The 23,762-nt window shown below is 64.1% G+C and carries 18 protein-coding genes and 3 tRNA genes; 17 read left to right on the top strand and 4 right to left on the bottom strand.

What is annotated here, in order from left to right; all coding sequences use genetic code 11:
• Nucleotides 1–83 precede the first annotated feature (83 nt).
• The 3 genes from CXQ89_RS06545 to CXQ89_RS06535 all read left to right on the top strand — a co-directional run bounded on the left by CXQ89_RS06545 (nt 84) and on the right by CXQ89_RS06535 (nt 930).
• On the top strand, nt 84–407 hold the full coding sequence (locus tag CXQ89_RS06545; RefSeq protein ID WP_104160612.1) for a hypothetical protein: 324 nt from the start codon (nt 84–86) through the stop codon (nt 405–407).
• A gap of 104 nt (nt 408–511) precedes the next feature.
• A tRNA-Lys gene (locus tag CXQ89_RS06540) sits at nt 512–587 on the top strand.
• A gap of 267 nt (nt 588–854) precedes the next feature.
• Nucleotides 855–930: transfer RNA gene (locus CXQ89_RS06535), tRNA-Lys, on the top strand.
• Between the two features lie 225 nt (nt 931–1,155).
• Here CXQ89_RS06535 and CXQ89_RS06530 read toward each other — a convergent pair.
• A complete protein-coding gene (locus CXQ89_RS06530; protein ID WP_308471677.1) occupies nt 1,156–1,683 on the bottom strand; it encodes a MarR family winged helix-turn-helix transcriptional regulator in 528 nt (175 codons plus the stop codon).
• Nucleotides 1,684–1,863: 180 nt separating this feature from the next.
• On the opposite strand from CXQ89_RS06530, the gene bcp reads away from it, so the two are divergent.
• From bcp to CXQ89_RS06500, 6 genes are all read left to right on the top strand, one after another.
• On the top strand, nt 1,864–2,331 hold the full coding sequence (gene bcp / locus CXQ89_RS06525) for a thioredoxin-dependent thiol peroxidase (protein ID WP_104052398.1): 468 nt from the start codon (nt 1,864–1,866) through the stop codon (nt 2,329–2,331).
• A 69-nt stretch (nt 2,332–2,400) separates the two neighbouring features.
• Nucleotides 2,401–2,485 (top strand) — tRNA-Leu (locus tag CXQ89_RS06520).
• Nucleotides 2,486–2,757: 272 nt separating this feature from the next.
• Nucleotides 2,758–3,459: a fasciclin domain-containing protein gene (locus CXQ89_RS06515; protein ID WP_104160610.1), complete on the top strand. Its 702-nt coding sequence runs from the start codon at nt 2,758–2,760 to the stop codon at nt 3,457–3,459.
• Nucleotides 3,460–3,733: 274 nt separating this feature from the next.
• Entirely contained in the window at nt 3,734–5,431 is a 1,698-nt protein-coding gene (locus CXQ89_RS06510; protein WP_104160609.1) for an ABC transporter substrate-binding protein, read from the top strand.
• Between the two features lie 95 nt (nt 5,432–5,526).
• Nucleotides 5,527–6,531, top strand: a complete 1,005-nt coding sequence (locus CXQ89_RS06505) for an ABC transporter permease (RefSeq protein ID WP_104052401.1) — start codon at nt 5,527–5,529, stop codon at nt 6,529–6,531.
• Nucleotides 6,528–7,478: an ABC transporter permease gene (locus CXQ89_RS06500; protein WP_104052402.1), complete on the top strand. Its 951-nt coding sequence runs from the start codon at nt 6,528–6,530 to the stop codon at nt 7,476–7,478. Before CXQ89_RS06505 ends, CXQ89_RS06500 begins: the two co-directional genes overlap by 4 nt.
• Nucleotides 7,479–7,548: 70 nt before the next feature.
• Here the strand turns inward: CXQ89_RS06500 and CXQ89_RS06495 are convergent, their stop codons facing one another.
• Nucleotides 7,549–9,348, bottom strand: a complete 1,800-nt coding sequence (locus CXQ89_RS06495; RefSeq protein WP_104052403.1) for an ABC transporter ATP-binding protein — start codon at nt 9,346–9,348, stop codon at nt 7,549–7,551.
• A gap of 152 nt (nt 9,349–9,500) precedes the next feature.
• Between CXQ89_RS06495 and CXQ89_RS06490 the strand changes: the two genes are divergently transcribed.
• The 8 genes from CXQ89_RS06490 (at nt 9,501) to CXQ89_RS06455 (ending at nt 20,754) form a co-directional block, all read left to right on the top strand.
• On the top strand, nt 9,501–11,183 hold the full coding sequence (locus CXQ89_RS06490) for an ABC transporter substrate-binding protein (protein ID WP_308471676.1): 1,683 nt from the start codon (nt 9,501–9,503) through the stop codon (nt 11,181–11,183).
• Nucleotides 11,184–11,251: 68 nt separating this feature from the next.
• A complete protein-coding gene (locus CXQ89_RS06485; protein WP_104101168.1) occupies nt 11,252–12,775 on the top strand; it encodes a malate:quinone oxidoreductase in 1,524 nt (507 codons plus the stop codon).
• A 150-nt stretch (nt 12,776–12,925) separates the two neighbouring features.
• Nucleotides 12,926–16,072 (top strand): efflux RND transporter permease subunit, encoded by a 3,147-nt coding sequence (locus CXQ89_RS06480; protein ID WP_104160608.1) that lies wholly within the window; start codon nt 12,926–12,928, stop codon nt 16,070–16,072.
• Nucleotides 16,073–16,181: 109 nt separating this feature from the next.
• Nucleotides 16,182–17,195, top strand: a complete 1,014-nt coding sequence (locus CXQ89_RS06475; RefSeq protein ID WP_104160607.1) for a hypothetical protein — start codon at nt 16,182–16,184, stop codon at nt 17,193–17,195.
• Nucleotides 17,196–17,296: 101 nt separating this feature from the next.
• The gene (locus CXQ89_RS06470) at nt 17,297–18,112 is read left to right on the top strand and encodes a hypothetical protein (RefSeq protein ID WP_104160606.1); all 816 of its coding nucleotides are present in this window, start codon (nt 17,297–17,299) and stop codon (nt 18,110–18,112) included.
• A 101-nt stretch (nt 18,113–18,213) separates the two neighbouring features.
• Nucleotides 18,214–19,323, top strand: coding sequence for an LLM class flavin-dependent oxidoreductase (locus CXQ89_RS06465; protein ID WP_104052408.1), 1,110 nt, complete (start codon nt 18,214–18,216; stop codon nt 19,321–19,323).
• A gap of 9 nt (nt 19,324–19,332) precedes the next feature.
• Nucleotides 19,333–19,800: a MarR family winged helix-turn-helix transcriptional regulator gene (locus tag CXQ89_RS06460; RefSeq protein ID WP_104052409.1), complete on the top strand. Its 468-nt coding sequence runs from the start codon at nt 19,333–19,335 to the stop codon at nt 19,798–19,800.
• Between the two features lie 42 nt (nt 19,801–19,842).
• Nucleotides 19,843–20,754, top strand: coding sequence for an oxidoreductase (locus CXQ89_RS06455; protein WP_104160605.1), 912 nt, complete (start codon nt 19,843–19,845; stop codon nt 20,752–20,754).
• 13 nt (nt 20,755–20,767) lie between these two features.
• Here the strand turns inward: CXQ89_RS06455 and CXQ89_RS06450 are convergent, their stop codons facing one another.
• The gene (locus CXQ89_RS06450; RefSeq protein WP_258059903.1) at nt 20,768–22,285 is read right to left on the bottom strand and encodes an MFS transporter; all 1,518 of its coding nucleotides are present in this window, start codon (nt 22,283–22,285) and stop codon (nt 20,768–20,770) included.
• Nucleotides 22,282–23,679: a M20/M25/M40 family metallo-hydrolase gene (locus tag CXQ89_RS06445; protein WP_104160604.1), complete on the bottom strand. Its 1,398-nt coding sequence runs from the start codon at nt 23,677–23,679 to the stop codon at nt 22,282–22,284. The genes CXQ89_RS06450 and CXQ89_RS06445 overlap by 4 nt, the downstream gene beginning before the upstream one ends.
• Between the last annotated feature and the right edge of the window lie 83 nt (nt 23,680–23,762).

The following is a 23,762-nucleotide window of genomic DNA, read 5'->3' as shown; positions in this document are numbered from 1 at the left end:
CGCCGTAACGTCGAAGACCGGTTCAGTGTTGTTGTCCCCGCGGGCCATGCCTGCTGCGGCACACCAGTGGAAGGGCGGGTTGAGTGAAACGCTTGTCTCGGCTTACAACGTCCGCAGCTGCCGCTGCCGGACTGAGTGCCGGTGCCGCTTTTGCCCTGCTGAGGCGGCTCCTGAACAACAAGGTAGTGGAGCAGGCCGGCGGCCTCCCGGTCACCCCGGTCCCCCGCGACACCGTTTCAGCCACTGCCGCGCAGGACCCGGAGGACCCGGACGAGCCGGCTTCCGGGTCCCCCGGACTTCCCTCCCGAACGTGGATTGTTGATAACAGTGCGGATTGGGACGGCAGTCCGCTGGAACTCGTGGTTCCGGCGGGCCGACACAGGAAGGCAGGTACGCCCAATCCCTGAAATTTCCACCCGATTTCTCTTTTCCCCGGAAGTACTGGTAATGTTTCATGTCGTTGCGGAGAGCAAATCGAGCAAAAAAGCACGGTTGACACTCTGAGACAAATGCACCTCTAGCTCAATTGGCAGAGCATCTGACTCTTAATCAGAGGGTTCCGGGTTCAAGTCCCGGGGGGTGCACCAATGAGAACCCCGACTGTTTGGCATTATGACCAAGCAGCCGGGGTTTTTCTTTTGTCCGGGAGATCTCCGGCGCACCCCCGTACCGGTCAAGCTGCGCATCCGCTGCTCGCCGCATACCGCGAATGCAGGGACGCCGTATGAACTGCGTCTCAATTGCCCGATTCCACGCCCCCGCGTTCGCGGTCGGGGAAAAAGGCTGGTAATGTTGTCTGTCGTTGCGGATGACAAATCGCCGGTTTGACCGGCGGTACGGCGTCCCGGCAAGATGCACCTCTAGCTCAATTGGCAGAGCATCTGACTCTTAATCAGAGGGTTCCGGGTTCAAGTCCCGGGGGGTGCACCACGTCAAGGAGAGCGGTTCTGTCCGGTGAATGCCGGCGGGGCCGCTCTCCTTTTTGGTTGGCAGGGTGTGGGTCGGCACAGGGTGTTGGTCGGCACGACCCCCGCCTCTTTTGAACCCTCCTGCCGCCGGCAACCCGGACCGGCTGGCTTTAAACAGGAAAGGCACGCTTCCCGTCAGGGTGCGTGCCTTTCTGTAATTGTTACCTCAGAGATACCAGGCCCGGGGTTATTTTCCCGCCTCAACGCCTTCGGTTTTGCCGGACGCCTCGCTCTGGACCTCGCCCGCCGGATCGATCGGAGCTGCAATGGCTTCGATTTCCTCCGGGGCCACCGCCGGAATAGGCAGCCCGGGTACATCCACGGCAAGTTGCCACCGGGAATTGCCCAGCTCGCGGATAACGTTGCGCAGCTGTCCGCGCAGTTCGGGCGACATGAGTTCCTGGCCCTCGGTCAGCGTGCGCTCAATATCCTGGGCTTCCTGCAGCGCTTCATGGCCCTGCGGGGTAATGGACACCATGTGGCTGCGGCGGTCCAGGTCATTGCGGACGCGGGTTACGTGTCCGTGAGCTTCAAGCCGGGAGAGAGTCTTACCCATGGTCTGCGCCTGCACGCGGACAATTTGCGCAAGGCGTGCCTGCGTCATGGGTCCCTGGGATTCAAGGACTCCAAGCGCGATCACTCCCGCGTGGGTGACACCTATCCGGACCAGCCTCTCATTCCAGGCATGTTCGACCAGACGTGCGGCCGTAGACAAGAGGCGACCAGTGGGCCAGTGCTCCATATCGGGCATAAAACAGAACTCTTCCTTTCAGGGTGAGGAGGCATCGGCCGATCGGATAACCTGCAAATCCACCACCTACTATGATAGTCACCATGGCCTCCCACTGTCTCGCCGAGGCGTGGTGAGCCGCGCATTGATACCAAGGAGAGACCTATGACCCGCCTGTCCCCCGGTGAAACAGCCCCGGACTTCACCCTTCCGGCCACAAACTCGACTTCCGTGTCGCTCTCCGGATTCCGCGGACGCAGCACCATCGTGTACTTCTACCCCGCCGCCGCCACCCCGGGCTGCACCAAGGAAGCCTGCGACTTCCGGGACAACCTGAACAGCCTGCAGGACGCCGGGTACGCCGTCGTCGGCATCTCTCCGGACCCGGTGCCCAAGCTGGAGAAGTTTGCCGAGGCGGAGAACCTCAACTTCCCCCTGCTTTCCGATCCCGACCACGCCGTGGCCGAAGCATACGGAGCCTGGGGCGAGAAAAAGAACTACGGCAAGACCTATGAGGGCCTGATCCGGTCAACCGTGGTGGTGGACCCGGAAGGCAAAGTCTCCCTCGCACAGTACAACGTGAAAGCCACCGGCCACGTTGCCAAACTATCCCGTGATCTGGGACTCGCCTAACCTCGGGTACACTGGAGGCTGGTTTTAGGGCTTTGCGCAACAACTGCGGCAACATCCTGAAAGCAGTGCGCGCGAGTGGCGGAATTGGTAGACGCGCTGGATTTAGGTTCCAGTGTCTTCGGACGTGTGGGTTCAAGTCCCTCCTCGCGCACCAAAGGGAATCGTCGAGACATCGTTTCCGGATGAGTCGCGACACAGGTAACACCCCGGTCTTCGGACCGGGGTGTTTTCTTTTGCCCCTGCCCCCTCCTGCCCCTTCCTCCCCCGGCCGTCCGCAGCCTGTGACGCGGGTCAAAACTTTTCCGGTATTCCACCCATCCGGCTCCGGACTCCGGCCGAAGACCTTCTGAGACCTCGCACCAAGAGGTGTTCACACCAACCACGAGGTTCCGCCGCAACGGGGGCTCTCGCCAGAAGGAGAAAATCATGGCTTTCAAAACCCGCCGAAACATGTCCATCCTCGGAATCGCCGCTGTCTCCATGCTGGGCATGGCCGCCTGCAGCACCGACTCCACCGACACCTCATCAACGAGTTCCGAATCAGGCATGGCATCAGAGTCCAGCATGTCCCCCTCGGCTTCGGAATCCATGAGCTCCGACCCCGGCGCCAGCGAGTCCATGAGCGCTGACCCGGCGGCCAACCTGGTGGGCGCCAGCTGCGCCGACTACGCAGCGGCCGTTCCCGAAGGCGCCGGCTCCATTGAAGGAATGTCCCTTGATCCGGTGGTCACCGCCGCTTCCAACAACCCCATGCTCACCACCCTTACGTCTGCGGTCTCCGGCGAGCTAAACCCGGATGTGAATCTCGTGGACACCCTCAACGGCTCCGAGTTCACCGTCTTCGCCCCCACCGATGATGCCTTTGCCAAGCTGGATCCGGCCACCGTGGAGGCGCTGAAGGCTGATCCGGAACTGCTCTCCAGCATCCTGACCTACCACGTGGTTCCCGGCCAGATGACACCCGATGAACTGTCCGGCTCATACGCCACCGTCAACGGCGAAGAAGTTGAGGTCACCGGTTCCGGAGACAGCCTCATGGTCAACGACGCCACAGTGGTTTGCGGCGGCGTCCAGACCGAAAACGCCACCGTTTACCTGCTGGACACCGTCCTGATGCCCGGAATGTAACCAAAGCGGCCGGTTAGCGCCGGCAGGCTGTGCCGACCTTCGCAGCCGAGCAAAAGGCGGGTGCCCCTCCGGGTGCCCGCCTTTTGTGTGCCCGTCCCGCCTCCTGTGTGACCGAATTGTGACCGCGCCGCCGGGCGTTCAAATACCGTCGGAATCCCGGTCACCCATTAGGCTCTGGTCCATACGTTTGTGTCACACGACACACATCGGATGACACGCCCCGCACGGCACCCGCCACACGCACGGGTATCTCTCGCCCCAGAGGAGTACGACCATGTCATATGCCGGCCGATCTACGAGCGGTTCGCGCCCCAAACGGCGCGCCGCGGCCATCACCACAGGGATCGCGCTCAGCGCCCTGATTCTCTCGGGCTGTGCCCAGAGCGAGCGCGACGAAGGAACGGGCGACGCCGGGGCGTCGTCGGACGTTGACGGAACCTTTGTGTTCGCAGCGTCCTCGGATCCCAAGTCGCTGGACCCCGCCTTCGCTTCCGACGGCGAGTCCTTCCGCGTCAGCCGCCAGATCTTCGAGGGCCTGGTGGGCGTCAAGCCGGGCACCGCGGATCCGGAGCCGCTGCTGGCCAAGTCCTGGGAGACTTCCGAGGACGCCCTGACGTACACCTTCGAGCTGCAGGACGGCGTCACCTTCCACGACGGCACCGCTTTCAACGCTGAAGCCGTTTGCGCCAACTTTGACCGCTGGTACAACTTCACGGGTATCCAGCAGGCCGAGAGCCTGGCCTACTACTACAGCAAGCTCTTCAAGGGCTTCGCCGATACCCCGGAAACCGCCACCTACGAGTCCTGCGAAGCCACGGGCGACACCGAAGCCGTAGTCACGCTGGCCAAGCCGTTCGCCGGGTTTATCGCTGCATTGTCGCTGCCGGCCTTCTCCATGCAGAGCCCGACGGCGATGGAAAAGTATGCGGCCAACGAAGCCTCCGGCACGGCCGAAGCTCCCACGCTGACCGAGTACGCCAAGAGCTATCCCACCGGGACCGGTCCGTTCAAGTTCGAGAGCTGGGAAGTGGGCAATCAGGTCACCCTCTCCGCCTATGACGACTACTGGGGCGAGCAGGGCCAGGTCACGGACATTATCTTCCGCGTCATCGACGATCCCAACTCCCGCCGCCAGTCCCTCGAGGCGGGCACCATTGACGGCTACGACCTCGTGGCTCCGGCCGATACAAAGTCCCTGGCTGATGCCGGATACAACGTCATGGCCCGCGAGCCGTTTACCATCCTCTACCTCGGGATGAACCAAAAGGTGGAGCAGCTGGCGAACCCGCTGGTTCGTCAGGCTATTGCCCACGCCATCGACAAGCAGGCGCTGGTGGACCAGACCCTGCCCGAGGGCACCAAGGTGGCTTCCCAGTTCATCCCCGACATGGTCAACGGCTACAACGAAGACGTCACCGAATACGAATACGATCCCGAGAAAGCCAAGTCCCTGCTGGCAGAGGCCGGCTACCCGGACGGCTTCACCTTGGACTTCAACTACCCGACCAACGTTTCCCGTCCGTACATGCCGACGCCGGAGCAGGTCTACACCAACATCACCGCCCAGCTCGAAGAAGTGGGCATCACCGTCAATCCCCAGCCGAACAAGTGGTCCCCGGATTACCTGGACCGCGTCCAGGCCTCCGAAGACCACGGCATCCACCTGCTGGGCTGGACCGGCGACTACAACGACACCGACAACTTTGTCGGCGTGTTCTTCGGCGGCGAAAAGCCCGAATTCGGGTTCAACAACCCGGAGATCTTCGATGCCCTGGAGGAAGCCCGCCAGGTCAGCAGCCTCGAGGAGCAGACTCCGCTCTACGAGCAGATCAACGAGGACATCGCCGAGTTTGTACCGGCCATTCCGCTGGCACACCCGGCTCCCTCACTCGCCTTCAACGAGCGCGTGGTTTCCTACCCCGCCAGCCCGGTGAATGACGAAGTGTTTAACAAGATCGAACTCAACAAGTAAGCAGCACAGGGCCGGGGTCTCTTCGGAGATCCCGGCCCTTTCACTGTTTCTTTTTCCTTCATCCAGCGCCTCTACCACGCTGAGAAAGGACACCTGTGCTGCAAGTCATCGGCAAACGTCTTCTCATGCTGATTCCCACACTCATCGGTTTGTCCATCCTGTTGTTCGTCTGGGTCCGCAGCCTTCCCGGCGGCCCGGCCACCGCTCTGCTCGGCGACAAAGCAACACCGGAAGCGATCGCAAGGATCAACGCCGCCTACGGCTTTGACCGCCCCCTTCTGGAGCAGTACTTCGTCTACGTCGGCAAGCTCCTGCAGGGCGACTTCGGCGTTTCCACGGTCACCGGCCGGCCCGTGCTGGAGGAATTCGCGACCCGTTTCCCCGCGACCCTGGAGCTGTCCCTGGTGGCGCTCATCTTTGCCATCGGCATCGGGATCCCGCTTGGCTACCTCGCGGCAACCCACTACGGACGCTTCTGGGATCATTCCTCGGTGGTGCTTTCGCTCGTGGGAATCACCATCCCGGTGTTCTTCCTGGCCTTCATCCTGAAGTGGCTCTTTGCCATCCAGCTCCCCTGGTTTCCCCCGGACGGCAGGCAGAATCCGCGCATTGACGCCACCCACATCACGGACTTTTATGTGCTGGACGGGTTGCTAACCCGGGAATGGGACGCGTCCTGGGACGCACTGATGCACCTGGTCCTGCCCGGAATTGCCCTGGGCACCATCCCGCTGGCGATCATTGTGCGCATCACCCGCGCCTCCGTCCTGGAAGTCCAGGGCGCTGATTATGTGCGCACCGCGCGCGCCAAGGGCCTGATGGAGAAAACCATCCGCGGCCGGTTCGTCCTCCGCAACGCCATGCTTCCGGTGACCACCACCATTGGCCTGCAGACCGGCCTGCTGATTTCCGGTGCCGTCCTGACGGAAACGGTGTTTGCCTTCAGCGGTATCGGCAGATTCCTGCGTGATGCCATCTTCAACCTGGACTATCCCGTGCTGCAGGGATTCATCATTTTCATCGCCATCGCCTATTCATTGATCAACCTGATTGTTGACGTGTCCTATGGCTTCATCGACCCGAGGGTGAGGGTGCAATGAGTACAGTTCTCCCACCGGCTCCCGGCGGCGCCATCCGCCCCGACGAGCCCGCAGCGCCGGTCCAGGCCGACACCCGCGGAACGGGTATGTGGCGTTCCGCCTTCAAGCGGCTGCGCCGCAATCCGGCGGCCATTGCCGGGGCCGTGATTATCGGCCTGTTCATCCTGGTGGCCATTCTGGCACCGGTACTGGCACCGTTCGGCGGTGACGATCTTCCGGGACGGACGGACATCACCCCCACGTCCATCCCCGGGCCCGGCGACATTGACGCCTACCCGCTGGGACTGGACCGGTTCGGCGGCGACGTCCTGTCCAAACTCATCTGGGGCGCCCGCGCTTCACTCATCATCGGTGTCATTTCCACAGCGCTGGGACTGGCGGGCGGCATGCTCCTGGGCATCATCGCCGGCGGAATCGGCGGCTGGGTGGACAACGTCATCATGCGTTTCGTGGACATCCTGCTCTCCGTCCCGAACCTGCTGCTGGCGGTGAGCATTGCCGCCATCCTGGGGCAGAACACCTACGCCATCATGATCGCCATTGGTGTTTCCCAGATCCCGATCTTCGCCCGCCTGCTGCGCTCGTCCATGATTTCCCAGCGCAGCGCCGATTACATCCTTTCGGCGCAGTCCCTGGGCCTGAGCCGGCGCACCATCACCATGAGCCATCTGCTGCCCAACAGCATGGGTCCGGTGATCGTGCAGGGCACCCTGACCCTGGCGACGGCTGTCATTGACGCCGCCGCCCTGTCCTTCCTCGGCCTCGGCGGCGGCAAGCCGCAGACGGCGGAGTGGGGACGGATGCTGACCTACGCACAGAATGAACTGGCCGTGGCACCGCAGCTGGCGTTCCTGCCGGGCATCTGCATCGCCGTCACGGCCCTGGGATTCACCCTGCTGGGCGAATCCCTGCGGGAGGCCCTGGATCCCAAGACCCGGAAGAAATAGCCGGTCCGCAGCACGAGAAAAGCGCCGCTCCTGTTCACAGGGGCGGCGCTTTTCTCGTTCGTCGAGCTGATTAGGAAGCCAGTTCGTCTTCCTCGATGTTCAGCTCGTTGCCCGGGATCGAAGCCAGCAGTTTGCGCGTGTACGGGTGGCGGGGGTTGGAGAAGACTTCCTCCGACGACGCCGCCTCCACCAGTTCACCGTCCTTCATCACACAGACATAATCCGAGATCAACCGCACCACGGCCAGGTCATGGGAGATGAAGAGGTAGCTCAGTCCCAGTTCTGCCTGCAGGTCCCCCAGCAGTTTCAGGATCTGGGCCTGGACCAGGACGTCCAGTGCAGAGACCGGCTCGTCGCAGACGATCAGTTCCGGCTTGAGCGCCAGAGCACGCGCAATCGCCACGCGCTGGCGCTGCCCGCCGGAGAGCTCCGCGGGGTAGCGGCCCAGCATGGAATGCGGCAGCGCCACCTGGTCCATCAGCTCGCGCACGCGGGCCTCGCGCTCGCTCTTGGAACCCCGCTTGTAGGTCTTCAGCGGCTCGTCCAGAATGCGCTGAATGGTGAACATGGGGTCCAGGGAGGAGTAGGGATCCTGGAAGATCGGCTGCACCCGCTGCCGGAAGTCCCTCAGCTTGGCCTTCTCCAGGGACCCGACGTCGATTCCGTCAAAAGTCATGGTGCCGCTGGTGGGTTCGACCAGCTTCAGCAGCATCCGGGCTGTGGTGGTCTTGCCGGAGCCGGATTCACCGACGATGGCCACGGTACGCCCGCGGGGAATGTCCAGCGTGACGTTGCGGGCGGCATAGAAGTCCTCGGAACGGCCGCGGATCTTGTAGACCTTGGTCAGATCCCGGATCTCCACAATGTTGTCCGGTGCGGCGGTTTCCGGCGAGCCCGCCGCGGTCGCTCCGGCACTGTGCTTCGGTGACGGAACCGCATCAGCCGGGGCACCGCCGTCGTTCACTGGCGTGCTGGTTCCGTCCGAGTGTTCGGCGTACACCTGCTCAGCGAGCCGCAGGCGCTGGGCCGCCGGGGCCTTGAAGGCCCCCGGGCTCAGGCGCACCGCTGCGACGCTGGGCGCCGCCGCCACCAGTGACTGGGTGTAGGGATGCTGGGGATCCTCCAGCAGCTGACGCGCGGGTCCGGCTTCCACCACGAGGCCCCGGTGCATCACGACAAGCTCCGAGGCGCGTTCGGCTGCGAGCCCAAGGTCGTGCGTGATGAGCAGCACCGAGGTTCCCAGCTCCTCGGTCATTTTTCCGATCTGGTCCAGGATGGTCCGCTGCACCGTGACGTCCAGGGCCGAGGTGGGCTCGTCGGCAATCAGCAGCCGCGGCCGGCAGGCCAGTCCAATGGCGATCAACGCACGCTGACGCATGCCGCCGGAGAACTCATGCGGATACTGCTTGGCGCGCTCCGCGGCGTCCGGCAGCCCGGCTGCCGTCAGTACCTCGATGACCTTCCGGTCCACATCCTTGGACGTTGCCATGCCGTGGACCAGCAGGGTTTCCGCAACTTGGGTGCCAATCTTTGTGACCGGGTTCAGGTTGGACATGGGGTCCTGGGGCACCAGTCCAATGGACCGTCCCCGGATGGCACGCATCTTCGCCTCGGGCAGGCCCACCAGTTCCGTGCCGTCGAAGCGGATGCTGCCCTCGGCCACCTTGCCGTTTCCGGGCAGCAGGCCGATGACGGCCATGGCTGTGGTGGATTTGCCGGAACCCGACTCCCCCACAATTGCCAGCGTCCCTCCGCGGGGCAAGGTAAAGGAGGCGTTCTTGACGGCTTGGACTTCTCCGTCGGTGGTGCGGAAATTAACCGCGAGATCCGTCACCTCAAGCAGAGGTGAATCAAGGCTGATTTCAGTCATTTCCCTATCCTGCCCTACTTGCAGGACTGCTGTGAGCCGTGTCTCACCGGCTGTTGCCGGATTTTTATCATTTAGACTGGCAATTCGTATAAATACACCCGATAGAACCAAACGCACCGTTGACGGAGCGTCTCCGGAGGAGAACAACAGCTGTGACAAATTCCGGCATGGGCCGCCGTTCCTTCCTGCGGGCCGGTGCAATGATTGCCGCTGTAACTCTCGCCGGATGCACCGCCGCTCCGCCCGAGGGCACTGCCACGGCCTCAGCGTCGGCGACAGGAAGCGCAACGGGTTCAGAACCCACCGCCACCTTCACCTTCGCCACCGCCGCCCGCCCGTCCACTCTGGATCCGGCCCTGGCGACGGACACAGAAAGCCACCGGGTCACCCGCCAGATCATGGAGGGGCTGGTTGGTGTTGATCCCCTGACCTCTGCACCCACTCCCCTGCTGGCCGAGAGCTGGACCGAATCCGAAGACGGACGCACATACACCTTCACCCTGCGGCGGGACGTCACCTTCCATGACGGCGAGCCGTTCAACGCCGATGCCGTCTGCGCCAACTTTGACCGCTGGTACAACCTGCCTGTCTCCGCACGCGGATCCGGCAACCTTGCCTACAAAGCCGTCTTCAATGCCTTCTCGGACGCCCCCAATTTGGCTGTGTACAAGTCATGCACTGCCATCGACGAGTACTCCGTCCAAATAGATCTGGCCACCCGGCTCAGCGGTTTCATTCCCGCCCTGGCATCGCCGGAATTTGCGATCTCCTCCCCCAAGGCTCTGCAGCAGTTCAAAGCCGACGTGCTGACCGTGGAAAAGGACGGCCAGAAAGTCTCCGACTACGCGCTGCACCCGACAGGGACGGGTCCCTTCACTCTCGAGTCCTGGGAGGGCGACGAGGTGCGGCTGGCCGCCAACCCTGATTACTGGGGTGTCCGCGGGCAAATCGGCACCGTGGTCTTCTCCACCATCAGCAGTCCGGAAAGCCGCCTGCGGGCCCTGAAAACCGGGCAGGTGGACGGCTATGATCTGGTCACCGTGGCGGATGTGGACGATCTGGCCCGCAACGGCCTCCAGATCCTGCAGCGGGACCCCTATTCGGTGCTTTATCTCGGCATCAATCAGGCCTTCCCCGGCATGGATGACCTCAAGATGCGCCAGGCCATCGCCCACTCCATCGACAAGGGCGCGCTCCTGGACGGGCTCTTCCTAAACGGCACCAAGCAGGCGAACCAGTTTGTCCCGGAAAAGCTCGGGGTTTCCTCCGGGTCCGTCACCAACTACGGCTACGATCCCGAGAAGGCCGCCGAGCTGTTCAAGGAAGCCGGCTACGACGGCGCCGAGCTCCCCTTCTACTATCCGCGTCACGTGACGCGGGCCTATCTGCCCACCCCCGAACGGGTGTACGCGGAACTGAGCCGCCAGCTGACCGCTGCGGGGCTGAACATTAAGCCGGTTCCGGTGGAGTGGTCCGATGATTATCTCTCCAGCGTGCAGACCAGCGGGGACCGGGCCCTGCATTTGTTCGGCATCAGCGGCACCTATAACGATCCGGACAACTTTGTGGGCACCCTTTTCGGCAGTTACACCGAAGAGTTTGCCTACGATGACACGCAGTTGCTGAGCAAGATCGACCGGGCACGAACCCTGCAGGAAGGTCCGGAACGGACGGAAGCGTACACCGCGATTACGGACCGCATCTCCACCCGGGTGCCGGCCGTTCCGCTCGCCTTCCCCATTTCCGCGCTGGCCCTGTCCCCCAGGATCGGTTCCTACCCCACGTCGCCGCTGCTCAACGAGGTCTTCAACCGGATCGAGCTTCGGGACGAGTAACGGGCGCGTATTGGCTCGTTGCAAACTGCAGGTGATTTTAGTAAGGCCCCTTGGAGCGATACGCTTCTATGGCTAGCGCCCACGCGACTGGAGATATGAAGTTGACTGCTAATAGCCCGGCGGATACGTCCGCAACAAAAACCGATGTACTGCTGATCGGCGGCGGCATCATGAGCGCGACCCTCGGGGCGTTCCTGAAGCAGCTGGCGCCGGACTGGGACATTTCCCTGTTTGAGCGCCTCGACCGCGCCGGACTGGAAAGCTCGGACCCTTGGAACAACGCCGGAACCGGCCACGCCGCACTGTGCGAACTGAACTACAGCCCCGCAGCTGCGGACGGCTCAGTGGATTCGGCCAAGGCGGTGGGCATCAACGAGCAGTTCCAGGTGTCCCGCCAGTTCTGGTCCCATATGGTCTCATCCGGCCATATCTCCAACAGCTTCATCAACCCGCTGCCGCACATGAGCTTTGTGTGGGGTGACGCGCACTCCGAGTACCTGCGCCGCCGGTACGAGTCGCTGAGCGCCCAGCCGCTGTTCAAGTCGATGGAATTCTCAGAAGACCACTCCAAGCTGGCCGAATGGGCTCCGCTGATCATGGAGGGACGCGACCCTTCCCAGCGTGTTGCCGGTTCCCGCGTCGTCGGCGGCACCGACGTCGACTTCGGCGCGCTGACCCGCGAACTGACCGGTTACCTGGCCGGCAGCGGCGTGGAGATGAATTACGGCCACGAAGTCAGCAACGTCACCCGCTCCTCCTCCGGCGGCTGGGATGTCAAGGTCAAGAACCGCGCTACCGGGGCCTCCCGCACGGTGTCCGCACGCTTCGTCTTCATCGGCGGCGGCGGCGGTGCCCTGCACCTGCTCCAGGCCTCCGGCATTCCCGAGGGCAAGGGATTTGGCGGGTTCCCGGTCTCGGGCCAGTTCCTGCGCTCCACGGATGAGTCCATCATTGCCCGCCACAACGCCAAAGTGTACGGCCAGGCCTCAGTGGGCGCCCCGCCCATGTCCGTCCCGCACCTGGACACCCGCTTCGTCAACGGCAAGCGTTCGCTGCTGTTCGGCCCGTACGGCGGCTTCTCCCCCAAGTTCCTGAAGACCGGCTCCTATCTGGACCTGCCTGCTTCGGTACGGCCGGGCAACCTGGTTCCGATGCTGGCCGTGGCCAAGGACAACATGTCCCTGGTCAAGTACCTGGTCACCGAAGTGATGAAGACCCGCGAGGGCAAGACGAAGGCACTGCAGGAATTCATGCCGCAGGCGGGTACCGAAGGCTGGGAGCTCATCACCGCCGGGCAGCGCGTGCAGGTCATCAAGAAGGACCCGAAGAAGGGCGGCGTGCTGCAGTTCGGCACCGAACTCATCACCGCAGCGGACGGCTCCATCGGGGCCCTGCTGGGTGCTTCGCCGGGTGCCTCCACAGCCCCGCCCATCATGATCAACCTGCTCAAGCGTGCCTTCCCGCGCGAGTTTGGCGGCTGGGAGCCGAAGATCAAGGACATGATTCCGGGATACGGCGTCAAGCTCAATGAGAACGAGTCCCTGCTGGATGAACTCACCTCTGACACCAACCGTGTTCTGGGCCTGAACTAAGCCGCAGGTACTCTCCGAAAAAGTTTTACCCGTTGGACCGGGCTGACCCATCCGGTCGGCCCGGTCCAACGAACGTTAAGTACCGGAACCGGGTTGGTTTCGGGATGTTTTGCCGATCTGCGTTAGTTCAGCCCTTCCGAAGGCAGGCTCATGGACCGTTTGGCCAAGTTTTCCCTCTCCAACCGGGCGCTCATTGCCCTGATCACGGTGTTCATTGCCGTCTTCGGGGTGATCTCCATGGGATCCCTGAAGCAGGAGCTCATTCCGTCGCTGGAGTTCCCGCAGATTACCGTGATCACCGCACTGCCCGGCGCCTCGCCGGAAGTGGTGGACAAGCAGATCAGCGAACCCCTGGAGGGTGCACTGACCGCGGTGGAAGGCCTGGAGGATTCCTCCGCCACCTCCCGCAACTCGATCTCCACCATCAGCCTGACCTTCGCCTACGGCACCGACCTGGACCGTGCCCGCGGCCAGGTGGACCGCGCCATCTCCAACGCGCGCCAGCTGCTGCCCGATGACGCCAACCCCCAGTCCCTGGCCGGCAGCATCAGCGACTTCCCGATTGTGTACCTTGCGGTCTCCTCGGATGAGCCGCTGGCCGAACTCAACGCCGACCTGCAGCGGCTCACCGTTCCGCGGCTGCAAAAGATCGAAGGGGTACGCACCGCTGAAGTTACCGGCGGATCCACCCGGAGCATTTCCATCCTGCCCGACGAGGCGGCCCTCGCCGCCCTGGGCGTCACGCCGTCGGCGATCTCCTCCGCACTGGAGAACAGCGGCGCCCTGGTGCCCGCGGGTACCGTCGCTGAAGACACCCGCACTCTGTCCATCCAGATCGGCAGTCCGCTGGACAGCTTGGAGAAGGTCTCAGCCCTGCCGGTGGAGTCCACCCGCAGCAGCGGCTCCAACGCTTCCGCGGATCCGGTGACCATCGGCGACGTTGCCTCGGTGGAGATCGTGGAAGACGAGAACACCTCAATTACCCGGACCAATGGACAGCCGACGCTGGCGGTGTCCATCACCAAGACTCCCGCGGGCGACACCGTTGGCATTTCCCACCAGGTGACCGATCTCCTACCCGCCCTGGAATCAGAGCTCGGCAACGGCGCCAAGTTCACCGTGGTCTTTGACCAGGCCCCGTTCATCGAAGAATCCATCTCCAACCTCACCACCGAAGGCATCCTCGGCCTGGGCTTCGCCGTCCTGGTAATCCTGGTCTTCCTGCTCTCGGTGCGCTCCACCCTGGTCACCGCCGTCTCCATTCCGCTGTCCCTGCTGGTGACCTTCATTGGCCTGCTGGCGTTCGGTTATTCGCTGAACATCCTGACCCTGGGCGCGCTGACCATTGCCATCGGCCGGGTGGTGGATGACTCCATTGTGGTCATCGAGAACATCAAGCGGCACCTGGGGTACGGCACGGACAAGCGGACGGCCATCCTCACCGCCGTGCGAGAAGTCGCCGGCGCCATTACCGCCTCAACCCTGACCACCGTTGCCGTCTTCGCTCCGATCGCCTTTGTGGGCGGGCTGGCCGGTGAGCTATTCCGCCCGTTCGCCATCACCACCTCCCTGGCGCTGCTGGCGTCGCTGCTGGTTTCCCTGACCATTGTGCCGGTGCTGGCGTACTGGTTCCTGAAGTCCGGCGAGCCGGTGGCAGACCCGCCGGCGTACCGCGCCGAAGTGGAAGCTCGGGAATCCAAAACCTTCCTGCAGCGCGGCTATGTGCCGATCCTGCGCACCACCCAGCGGCATCCGGTGTACACGGTGGTGGCCGGCGTGATTGTCCTTGCCGCCACGGCGGCGATGACCCCGCTGCTGCAGACCAACCTGCTGGGCGACACCGGGCAGAACACCTTCAGCGTCCGGCAGGAACTGCCCCCGGGCACCTCGCTGGAAACCACCTCCGCTGCAGCCGAAGAGGTGGAGGAGGTGCTCCGCGGCACCGAGGGCGTCAAGGACGTCCAGGTCACCATGGGCACCTCCAGTGCCGGCTTCGCCGCCTTCAGCTCCGGCGGATCCGCGGTGGCCTCCTACACGGTCATCACCGAGCCGGGCGTTGACCAGGTGACGCTGCGGGAAACGGTTAGCAGCGAATTGGATTCCCTGGACGACGACGCCGGGAACATCACCCTGGGCAGCACCGGCGGCGGTTTCGGCACCTCCAACACGGTGGACATCAGCCTGTCCGCCGGCGATCCCGGTGAACTGCAGCCGGCGGCCGATGAGGTAGTGGAAGCGATGTCCTCGCTGCCTGCCGCAGGTGAAGTCACCAGCAACCTGTCCTCCTCCTCCCCCGTGGTCCAGGTGTCGATTGACCGTGCCAAGGCAGTGGCTGCGGGGTTGAATGAACAGCAGATTGCCGGTCTGGTGGCCTCCACACTCAGCCCGCTGCCGGCCGGAACCATCCGCATCGGCACCGACGACTTCCCCGTGCTCATCGGCGAAGGAACGCAGATCACCAGCGTGGAGCAGCTCAGCCGGGTTCCCGTTCCCGCCGGGTCCGGCACCGTTCCGCTGAGCTCGCTGGCCACGGTTGAGGAAGTGGACGTCCCGACGTCGATATCCTCCTCAGGCGGCGAGCGCACCGCCGTCGTCTCAGTGTCCCCGGCGGGAGAGAATCTGGGCGCGGCCATTACCGAGGTCCAGGACAAACTGGCGGAGCTGGACCTGCCCGCCAGCGTCACGGCCACGCTCTCCGGCGCCGCCACCCAGCAGAACGAGTCCTTCACCCAGCTGGGACTGGCACTGCTGGCGGCAATTGCCATTGTCTACGTGATTATGGTGGCCACGTTCAAGTCCCTCATTCAGCCGCTGATCCTGCTGGTATCGGTGCCGTTTGCGGCCACCGGCGCAATCCTGCTGCTGCTGATCACGGGAGTGCCGCTGGGTCTGCCCTCCCTGGTGGGCATGCTGATGCTGGTGGGCATTGTGGTCACCAACGCCATTGTGCTGGTGGACCTGATCAACCAGTACCGGCGCCCGCACAACGGGGAGCCGGGCATGAACGTGGCCGATGCCATCATGCGCGGCGCCCGGCAGCGGCTGCGGCCCATCCTGATGACCGCGCTGGCAACTGTCTTTGCCCTGACCCCCATGGCCTTGGGTGTCACCGGTGAAGGCGGCTTCATTTCCCGTCCGCTGGCGATCGTGGTGATCGGCGGCCTGGTCTCCTCCACCGTCCTGACCCTCGTTCTGGTGCCGGTCCTGTACCGGCTGGTGGAAGGCGCACGGGAAAAGCGGGCCGGCCGGCGCCGCCACTCGGCGAATCACGCCGCCAACGGTTTAATTAGTGATTGACGCAGGCCGGACCGCGGAGGAGCGTTAGTCTCATGGACGCCCGTTCCCGGCCCTTCCAGGGAGCGGCCGTGACGCCCATGAGGTCACTCCGTGGTAGGGGAGGCAGGCTATGGATGACGAAACCAAACCGAAAGCCAATACGCCGTGGTATCGCCGCGGCACGTCCCTGATTCTCACCGTCGGTGCCCTCGCCGCCGCAGCCGCCTCCGTCGTCGGGCTCTGGGACCGTTTCAAACCTGGCGACACCGAAGACAAAGCGACCGTTGAGGTGACCGAAGAGGGCAGGTCGTTGGCGCTGCGTGATTTCATGACGGAAAACCTCGGCGATTACGTGACCCTTGTGCGCGACAGTGAGGGCGCCGCGGCTCATCATGTACGCATCAACGGCGCGGCCGGGGCGTCCCTTGCCGTGGTCCCCTCTCTCCCGCCGACGCCGGCGGTGCCCGGGATATCACCCGTTCCGCCTGAACCCGCCGTACCCACCGGATCATCCGATACCGGTACCGGTGGATCCAGTGGCCCCAGTGAGTCAGCCACCGAATCGACTGACCCGGAGAGTCCTTCCACGAGCCCTCCCGGCACAGTTACGGACGTAGTGCTGGAGAACACTGCCAGGGACGTTGGGGGAATCCTTTTTAATGACCCAGGCTACTTCGAGCCATCCGACATGAGAATCTTCCTACAAGCTGCCCCAGCCCAAGACGCTCCGCCGGCAGATCCGGCTGCGCAAGAGTTCTTCGAAGATGCGGTTACCCAAACGTCTTCTGAAGATGCGGCTCCACAGATCATCGAAGCCCTCAATGTGGTCGAGGGAACATATGATGCCAGTCCGGAACCGCGCGGCTGGGTGATTCCCGTGAATCTGAGCTTTGAGAAGCTGTCTGGGGAGAAGCTCTCCCTCACCTGGTCCCTCGAAGGCATTGATGTGCCCCAATCCTGGTCCGGTGACAAACTTGCCTACAGAGTGCAGGCCAAGACAGACCAGGCTTCTTCGTCAACGGAGGAGATCTGGGTTCCGGATCTCACGGTGCCGGGCACCTATCAACTCAATGTGAAACTAGTCAAGGAGACGGATAGGGACTTCGTCGTTGCGGAGGATTCGTCGGGGTTGCTAAACCAGTAGCGGGATCGGCTTTTCTTCATCCGGACTAGGCGCACACCTTTGCGCAGCTGGGCGATTCAGCCGCTAGGGTGGGACGACTGTTTACGATTCCCGGAGGAACCATGAGAAAAGCCGTCGCCGTTTCTGCCCTTGCCCTGGTGTTCGTCACCGGATGCAGCTCGGGTGCCGCGGAGCCCGACGGACTGTCTGCCTCCGACCCCGGACCTGCCGCCCCGTCTGCCGCACCTGCAGTTGCAGCAGCGGCACAGGGCTCGGACGAGCAGACATGCTCCGAGCTCCTCGGGACCAACGGTAAAGGTCCTCTCTACCGGGCCATCTATCTCCTCAAGATTGGTGACGGAACGAGCGGCTTCGGGGGAAGTGCCGAAACCGCTCGCGACCTGAGCGAGGAAATCCGCGGCATAACCGGCCGCGCCCCACAGGACATGGAAGCCGCATTGGAAGAGCTGGCCTCCCCCATGGACGCCGCCATCCAGCGGGCTGAGAACCCGAACTCTGCCTGGAACGTCAACGTCGAGACGTGGAAAAGTGCCGTCGCGGAACTTTTGACCCGCTGCGCACCCTATGAGACCGCTACGGACAGTGCGGCATCCACATCGGCATCCCCCGCGGTCCCTGCCCAGGTCACCGCGGACACAACCAGCGCCGCCTACCCCGGTTACCCGTTGATCGTGGACGCCGCATCTCTGGACTACCGGGTCGCCGCGTGGTTCAGCGGCAGACTCATCGACGGCCGGGTTACTGCTCTTGCGCCGGGGCTCTACGCGCCTTATGACCCCAATGTCCCCGATCTGTCGTCCTACTACAGCGCGGACCGGGCGGTCGGAGACGGAGTCATGAAGCACATCGTCTTCCCCGGCTCCGGAAACGCCGCCACATGGTCAGCAGTTCGGCCCGGGAGCCAGGAACCCCGGTAAGCATCCTGGCGCCGGGAATGTTCCACGGTTGAGCATCGTTGTCAAACATGTAGATGCAAATGCATATACTTGTAGCTGCACCAGCCACATCGGAGGACACCATGCAGATCGGCGTATTCAGCGTCAGCGACATCACCCGCGATCCTGTCACCGGACGGATCCCCACGGAGGGCGAACGGATCAAGGCCGCCGTCGCCATCGCCAAGAAGGTCGAAGAAATCGGCATGGATGTCTATGCCACCGGTGAGCACCACAACCCGCCGTTCTACGCTTCCTCCCCCACCACGCTGCTGGGCTACATTGCCGCGCAGACCGACCGGATCATTCTCTCCACGGCCACCACGCTGATCACCACCAATGATCCGGTGAAGATCGCCGAGGACTTCGCCATGCTCCAGCACCTCGCCGACGGCCGGGTGGACCTGGTCCTGGGCCGCGGCAACACCGCCCCCGTCTATCCCTGGTTCGGCAAGAACATGCAGGACTCGGTGGAACTGACGGTGGAAAACTACAACCTGCTGCGCCAGCTCTGGGACAAGGAGACGGTGAACTGGGAGGGCAAGTTCCGGACCCCGCTGCGCAACTTCACCGCCACTCCGCGCCCGCTCGACGGCGTTGCCCCCTTTGTGTGGCACGGTTCCATCCGCACGCCGCAGGTTGCGGAGATTGCTGCCTACTTTGGCGACGGCTTCTTCGCGAACAACATCTTCTGGCCGAAGGAGCATTACATGCAGCTCATCAGCCTCTACCGCGAACGCTACGAGCACTACGGCCACGGCCGAGCCGACCAGGCGATCGTGGGTCTGGGCGGACAGTTCTTCATGCGCAAAAACTCACAGGACGCCGTCAATGAGTTCCGGCCGTACTTTGACAACGCTCCCGTCTACGGCCACGGCCCCAGCATGGAGGACTTCACGGCGCAGACTCCGCTGACCGTCGGCAGCCCGCAGGAGGTCCTTGAAAAGACCCTGTCCTTCCAGGAGTACTTCGGCGATTACCAGCGCCAGCTGTTCCTGATTGACCATGCGGGCCTGCCGCTGAAGACCGTCCTGGAGCAGCTTGATCTATTCGGCGAATATGTGCTGCCGGAGCTCAGGCGTGAATTCGATGCCCGGCGTCCGGCAGATGTTCCCGAGGGGCCCACCCACGCCGCACGGGTAGCCGCAGCTCAGATGTCGTCACGTTCCGCCCCTGCCCCAACTCTTCAGTAGGCTAAAGACATGTCCCTGGATACCAGCAGCACCCCCGTTCGACAGGCAGCCGAGGCCTGGGAGTCCCTCTTCCGGACCCAAGTGGGAGTGATGCGCCGCCTGCAGCGGGATCCGGCCTTCAAGGAACTGTCCATGCGGGAGTATGACGTCCTGTTCAACCTCACCCGCTGCCCCACCGGCTGGATCCGCCTCAACGAGCTCAATGAGCACCTGCTGATCAGCCAGCCCAGCCTCAGCCGCATGGTGGAACGGATGGAAGCAAAAGGGCTGGTGCAGCGCCGGCCCGCCCAGCACGACCAGCGCGGTGTGGAGCTTTCCCTGACGGAGGAAGGGCTTGCCCTGCAGCGGCGGCTGGGCCGGGCACATGTGCGCGGCATCTACGAACTGTTGACGCCGGCACTCACCGAGGCCGAACTGGCGGAGCTAAAATCGCTGACGGACAAGGTGCTGGCCAGCCTGGCAGACAGCGACAGCTAGGCAGCGCTGAAGCACCCCTACCCGAACGGCGGCGGGAGCCAAGTGGAGAACTTCAGCATCGAGTCCATCCCGGACCTGTCCGGAACCACCGCCGTCGTCACCGGCGCCAACAGCGGACTGGGCCTGCAGACCTCGCTCGTCCTTGCCGCCAAAGGTGCCCGCGTGGAACTGGCCTGCCGGGACCGGCAGCGCGGTGAGGCTGCGCAGACGCGGATCCGCACCGAAACCGGAAACAGCGACGTTCATCTGCGGCAACTGGACCTCGCCTCCCTGGAATCCATTCGCCGGTTCGCAGCGGATCAGGACGGGCCGGTGGACCTGCTGATCAACAACGCCGGGGTCATGGCCACGCCGCACCGGACCACCGCTGACGGATTTGAACTGCAGTTCGGCGTCAACCATCTGGGCCACTTTGCCCTGACCGGCCTGCTGCTGCCGGCGCTGCGCCAGGCTCCGGCCGCGCGCGTCGTCACCGTTTCCAGCTTGGCCCACCGCGGGGGCCGGATCGATTTCGAGGACCTCGCCGCGCAGCGCCGGTACCGCCCCTGGGTGCGGTACAACCAGAGCAAGCTGGCCAATCTGCTGTTCACTTTTGAATTCCAGCGACGGCTCCAAGCACACGGAGAAAAGCTGATCGCGGTCGCGGCCCATCCCGGTTTTACCAATACCAACCTCACCTCCGGCATGAATCACCCGGCCACTCTGGACATCTTAGGTTCGTTCTTCCGCCTGCTGGGCCAAAGTGGGTCACTCGGAGCGCTGCCTACGCTGTACGCGGCAACTGCCCCAGGGGTCCGGGGCGGGGAGTTTTACGGCCCGGGTGGTCCGGGCCAACTCCGCGGACGGCCCGTGCTTGTAACACCGGCTCCGCAGGCCTTGGATCCGGATACGGCACGCCGCCTCTGGGCCGTCAGCACCGAACTCACGGGCGTCCGTTTCCCCGGCCTCGACTAACGCCGTCGAACATCTAGCCGTTTGCGCCCCGGCCCTCCGGCGGTACGGAGATCCCAGGATCCGCCGCCGTCAGCGGCGGATCAGCGAAGGCGAGCCGCGGCACCAGGAGTAGCAGTCCGGCAGCAATGAACCCGGTCACCGAACACACGGCCCAAACCACCAGATAGCCCGACAGCGGTGCCGCCGTTTCCGCTCTTTGGGCCCCGCCTGCCAAGGCATCCGCAGCGGCGCTGGCCAGTGCAATGCCGAACACGGCAGAGGCGAACGAGCCGCCGATGGTTTTGGTGGTGTTGGTCAGCCCGGTGGCCATGCCCGTGCGGTTGGGCGGGGCTGCTGTGGCGGCGGCCGACGGCAGCGCCGCCACGAGTGCCCCCGATCCCAGCCCGGCAACGATCATGTTGGTCAGGGTCTGAGCCAGCGTGTCGTGGAACGGCAGGAACAGCAGGTAACCAAATCCCACCAGGGCTGCCGCACCGCAGAGGGTCAGCCGCGGCGTGACGTACCGCGAGACCACCGGGAACAGCAGGGCGCCGATCAGCACGGACAACACGTAGGAGCCGATGATGATGGACACATCTCCGGCATCCAGTCCCAGCCCGTAGCCGTGCATCTGCCGGTCAGTGCGGGCGAAGGTGGACATGGGAGCCTGGGCTCCGAGCACCGAGATGCCAAACAGTCCGGCGGTGAGCTGCACCGGCCACATGGCCGGATCCCGCAGCATCCGGAAGTCCACCAGAGGATCCGTGCGGCCCAGTTCCCAGCGGACAAACGGCACAAACGCCGCCGCTCCTGCCAGCAGGATCCCCCAGACCCACCAGGTGCCCGGGCCGTTGATCCGCAGGAAGCTCAAACCCGAGGTGAGCAGCAGCAGCCCGAAGGCCAGCAGCAGGAAGCCCCTGCCGTCCAGGATGCCGCCGGCCCGCTCAGTCGTTTCCGGAACGCCGAACTGCACGGCCGCAATGCACAGGGTTACGGCCACCGCCGGAATCATGAGCGTCAGCTGCAGCCGTCCGGCAAAGACCTCCACCAGGAAACCGGCGGCCAGCGCACCGGCAATGACTCCGAACTGCAGGGCCCCCACCAGGACACCGGCGGCTTTGCGGGTCAGGGCAGCGCCGCCCGGAGCCGCGGAGGCACGGCTGAAGATCAGTGCGATTTCCAGCGGCAGCCACACCACGTAGAAGCCCTGCAGCGACCATGCGGCCAGGAAGGTCCAGAAGTCAGGGGCAAAGGCGACGCCCCAGGACGCCGCCGCCGTCAGGACGGTGGAGACCAGCAGGATCCGCTTGTGCCCGTAGATGTCACCGAGTTTGGCGAGCACGGGAACGGCGAGCGCGCTGAGCATCAGCTGGGCGGCTTCAAACCAGTTGACGTCGCCGTCGTTGATCCCCAGGTTCCGCGCAATGTCGGTGAGGATGGGCGTGTAATACCCCTGGAGGATGCCGGAGGTGATTTCCACCAGGGCCAGGAAGAGCACCACCGGTCCCAGCGAGCGCAGGCTGCGGTGCCCGACGTCGGCGGCCCGCTTCACTGCCTGTCCCCGAGAGTGCGCAGCAGCCGGGTGTAGAAGAGGATTCCTTCGCCGAAAGTCTCGATACACAGGGACTCGTTGTCCGCGTGGATGTTCGCGCGGTCCTGTCTGCCCATCCGGAACGGGGCGAAGCGGTACACGGCGTCGCAGATACCGGTGAAACGGCGGGAATCGGTACCTCCAAGCATGATGTACGGAGCGGTCACGGCGTCCGGGAACACCGCCGCAATGGCCTGTTCCAGCAGGGCGAACTGGGCATTGTCCGTGGCGGAGACCGGTGCCGGCTCGTTGCCTTCGACCACCCGCAGGGAAACCGAGGAATCGGCGATGATCCGCTCCAGCCGCTGCACCGTGCCGGCCACCGTCTCCCCCGCTGCAACGCGGATGTTGGCGTTGGCCGTGGCCCGGGACGCGATGACGTTGGAGGCGGAGCTGCCCTGCAGCTGCGTGACAACCACGGTGGTGCGGGTCAGGGCCCCGGGCTCGCCTCCCATCCGGGCCAGCACCCGGGTCAGCGGCCTCCGGAAGATGCGCAGGTTGCCGAACACCAGCCGCGCCGGAAACCGTGCCGAGGATGCCAGCCTGCCGATCATCTCGACTGTGGGCTCGGGCAGGACCGCGGGCAGCGGTTTTGCGTCCAGGCGGGTGATGGCGCGGGCCAGTCGTGCAGTGGCTCCGCCGCGGTGCGGGGTGGAGGCATGACCGCCGGCATCCTCGGTGGACAGCTCCACGTCCAGAATGCCTTTCTCGGAGACTCCGACCACCGCCACCGGACGGTCCACGAAAGGAAAGGCCTGCCCGGCCACCGCGCCGCCTTCATCGAGCACCAGCCAGGGGCGGATGCCGCGGCCTTCCAGCAGTGCGGCGGCCGCTCCGGCGGTGTCGCCGGCGGTTTCCTCATTGTTGCCGAAGGACAGGTACACGTCCCGCGCAGGGATGAACCCCGCCGCCAGCAACTGTTCCACCGCTTCCAGGATGGCGGTCAGGGAGCCCTTGTCATCCAGTGAACCCCGGCCCCAAATGCGGCCGTCCGCGATCTCTCCGGAGAAAGGCGGATGTGTCCACGACGCAGGGTCTTCCACCGGAACCACGTCATAGTGAGCCATCAGGACCACCGGCCCTTGCCCCTCACCCTGCGATCCCGGCCAGCGGTACAGCAGTCCGTGCCCGTTAACCCGTTCCCGCGACAGCTTCTCGTGGACCAGAGGAAACAGCTCGGGGAGGGCATCGATGAAGCCGTCGAACTCATCGATGCGAACCTGGCGCGGGTCCCGGGAGAAGACGGTCCGGTAGGTAATAAGCCGGGAGAGCTTGGGGGCCGCTTCGGTGCCGGTGGAGAGCGCCTGCCTGCCGGCGGTTTCCCGCACGCGGGATGACGTGGATTTGATGTGCATGCGCTGAGTGTAACGGGCATCACATGGGACCCGGTTGAGGTAGCCTTGCTGCCACACCGCAGCCGTCGTCGCACATCAGGAGA

This window comes from Arthrobacter sp. ZGTC212, from assembly GCF_002929255.1.
Classification (GTDB): Bacteria; Actinomycetota; Actinomycetes; order Actinomycetales; family Micrococcaceae; genus Arthrobacter_B; species Arthrobacter_B sunyaminii.
The sequence above is the reverse complement of the archived record's forward strand: the minus strand, read 5'-3'. Positions and strand labels throughout refer to the sequence as shown.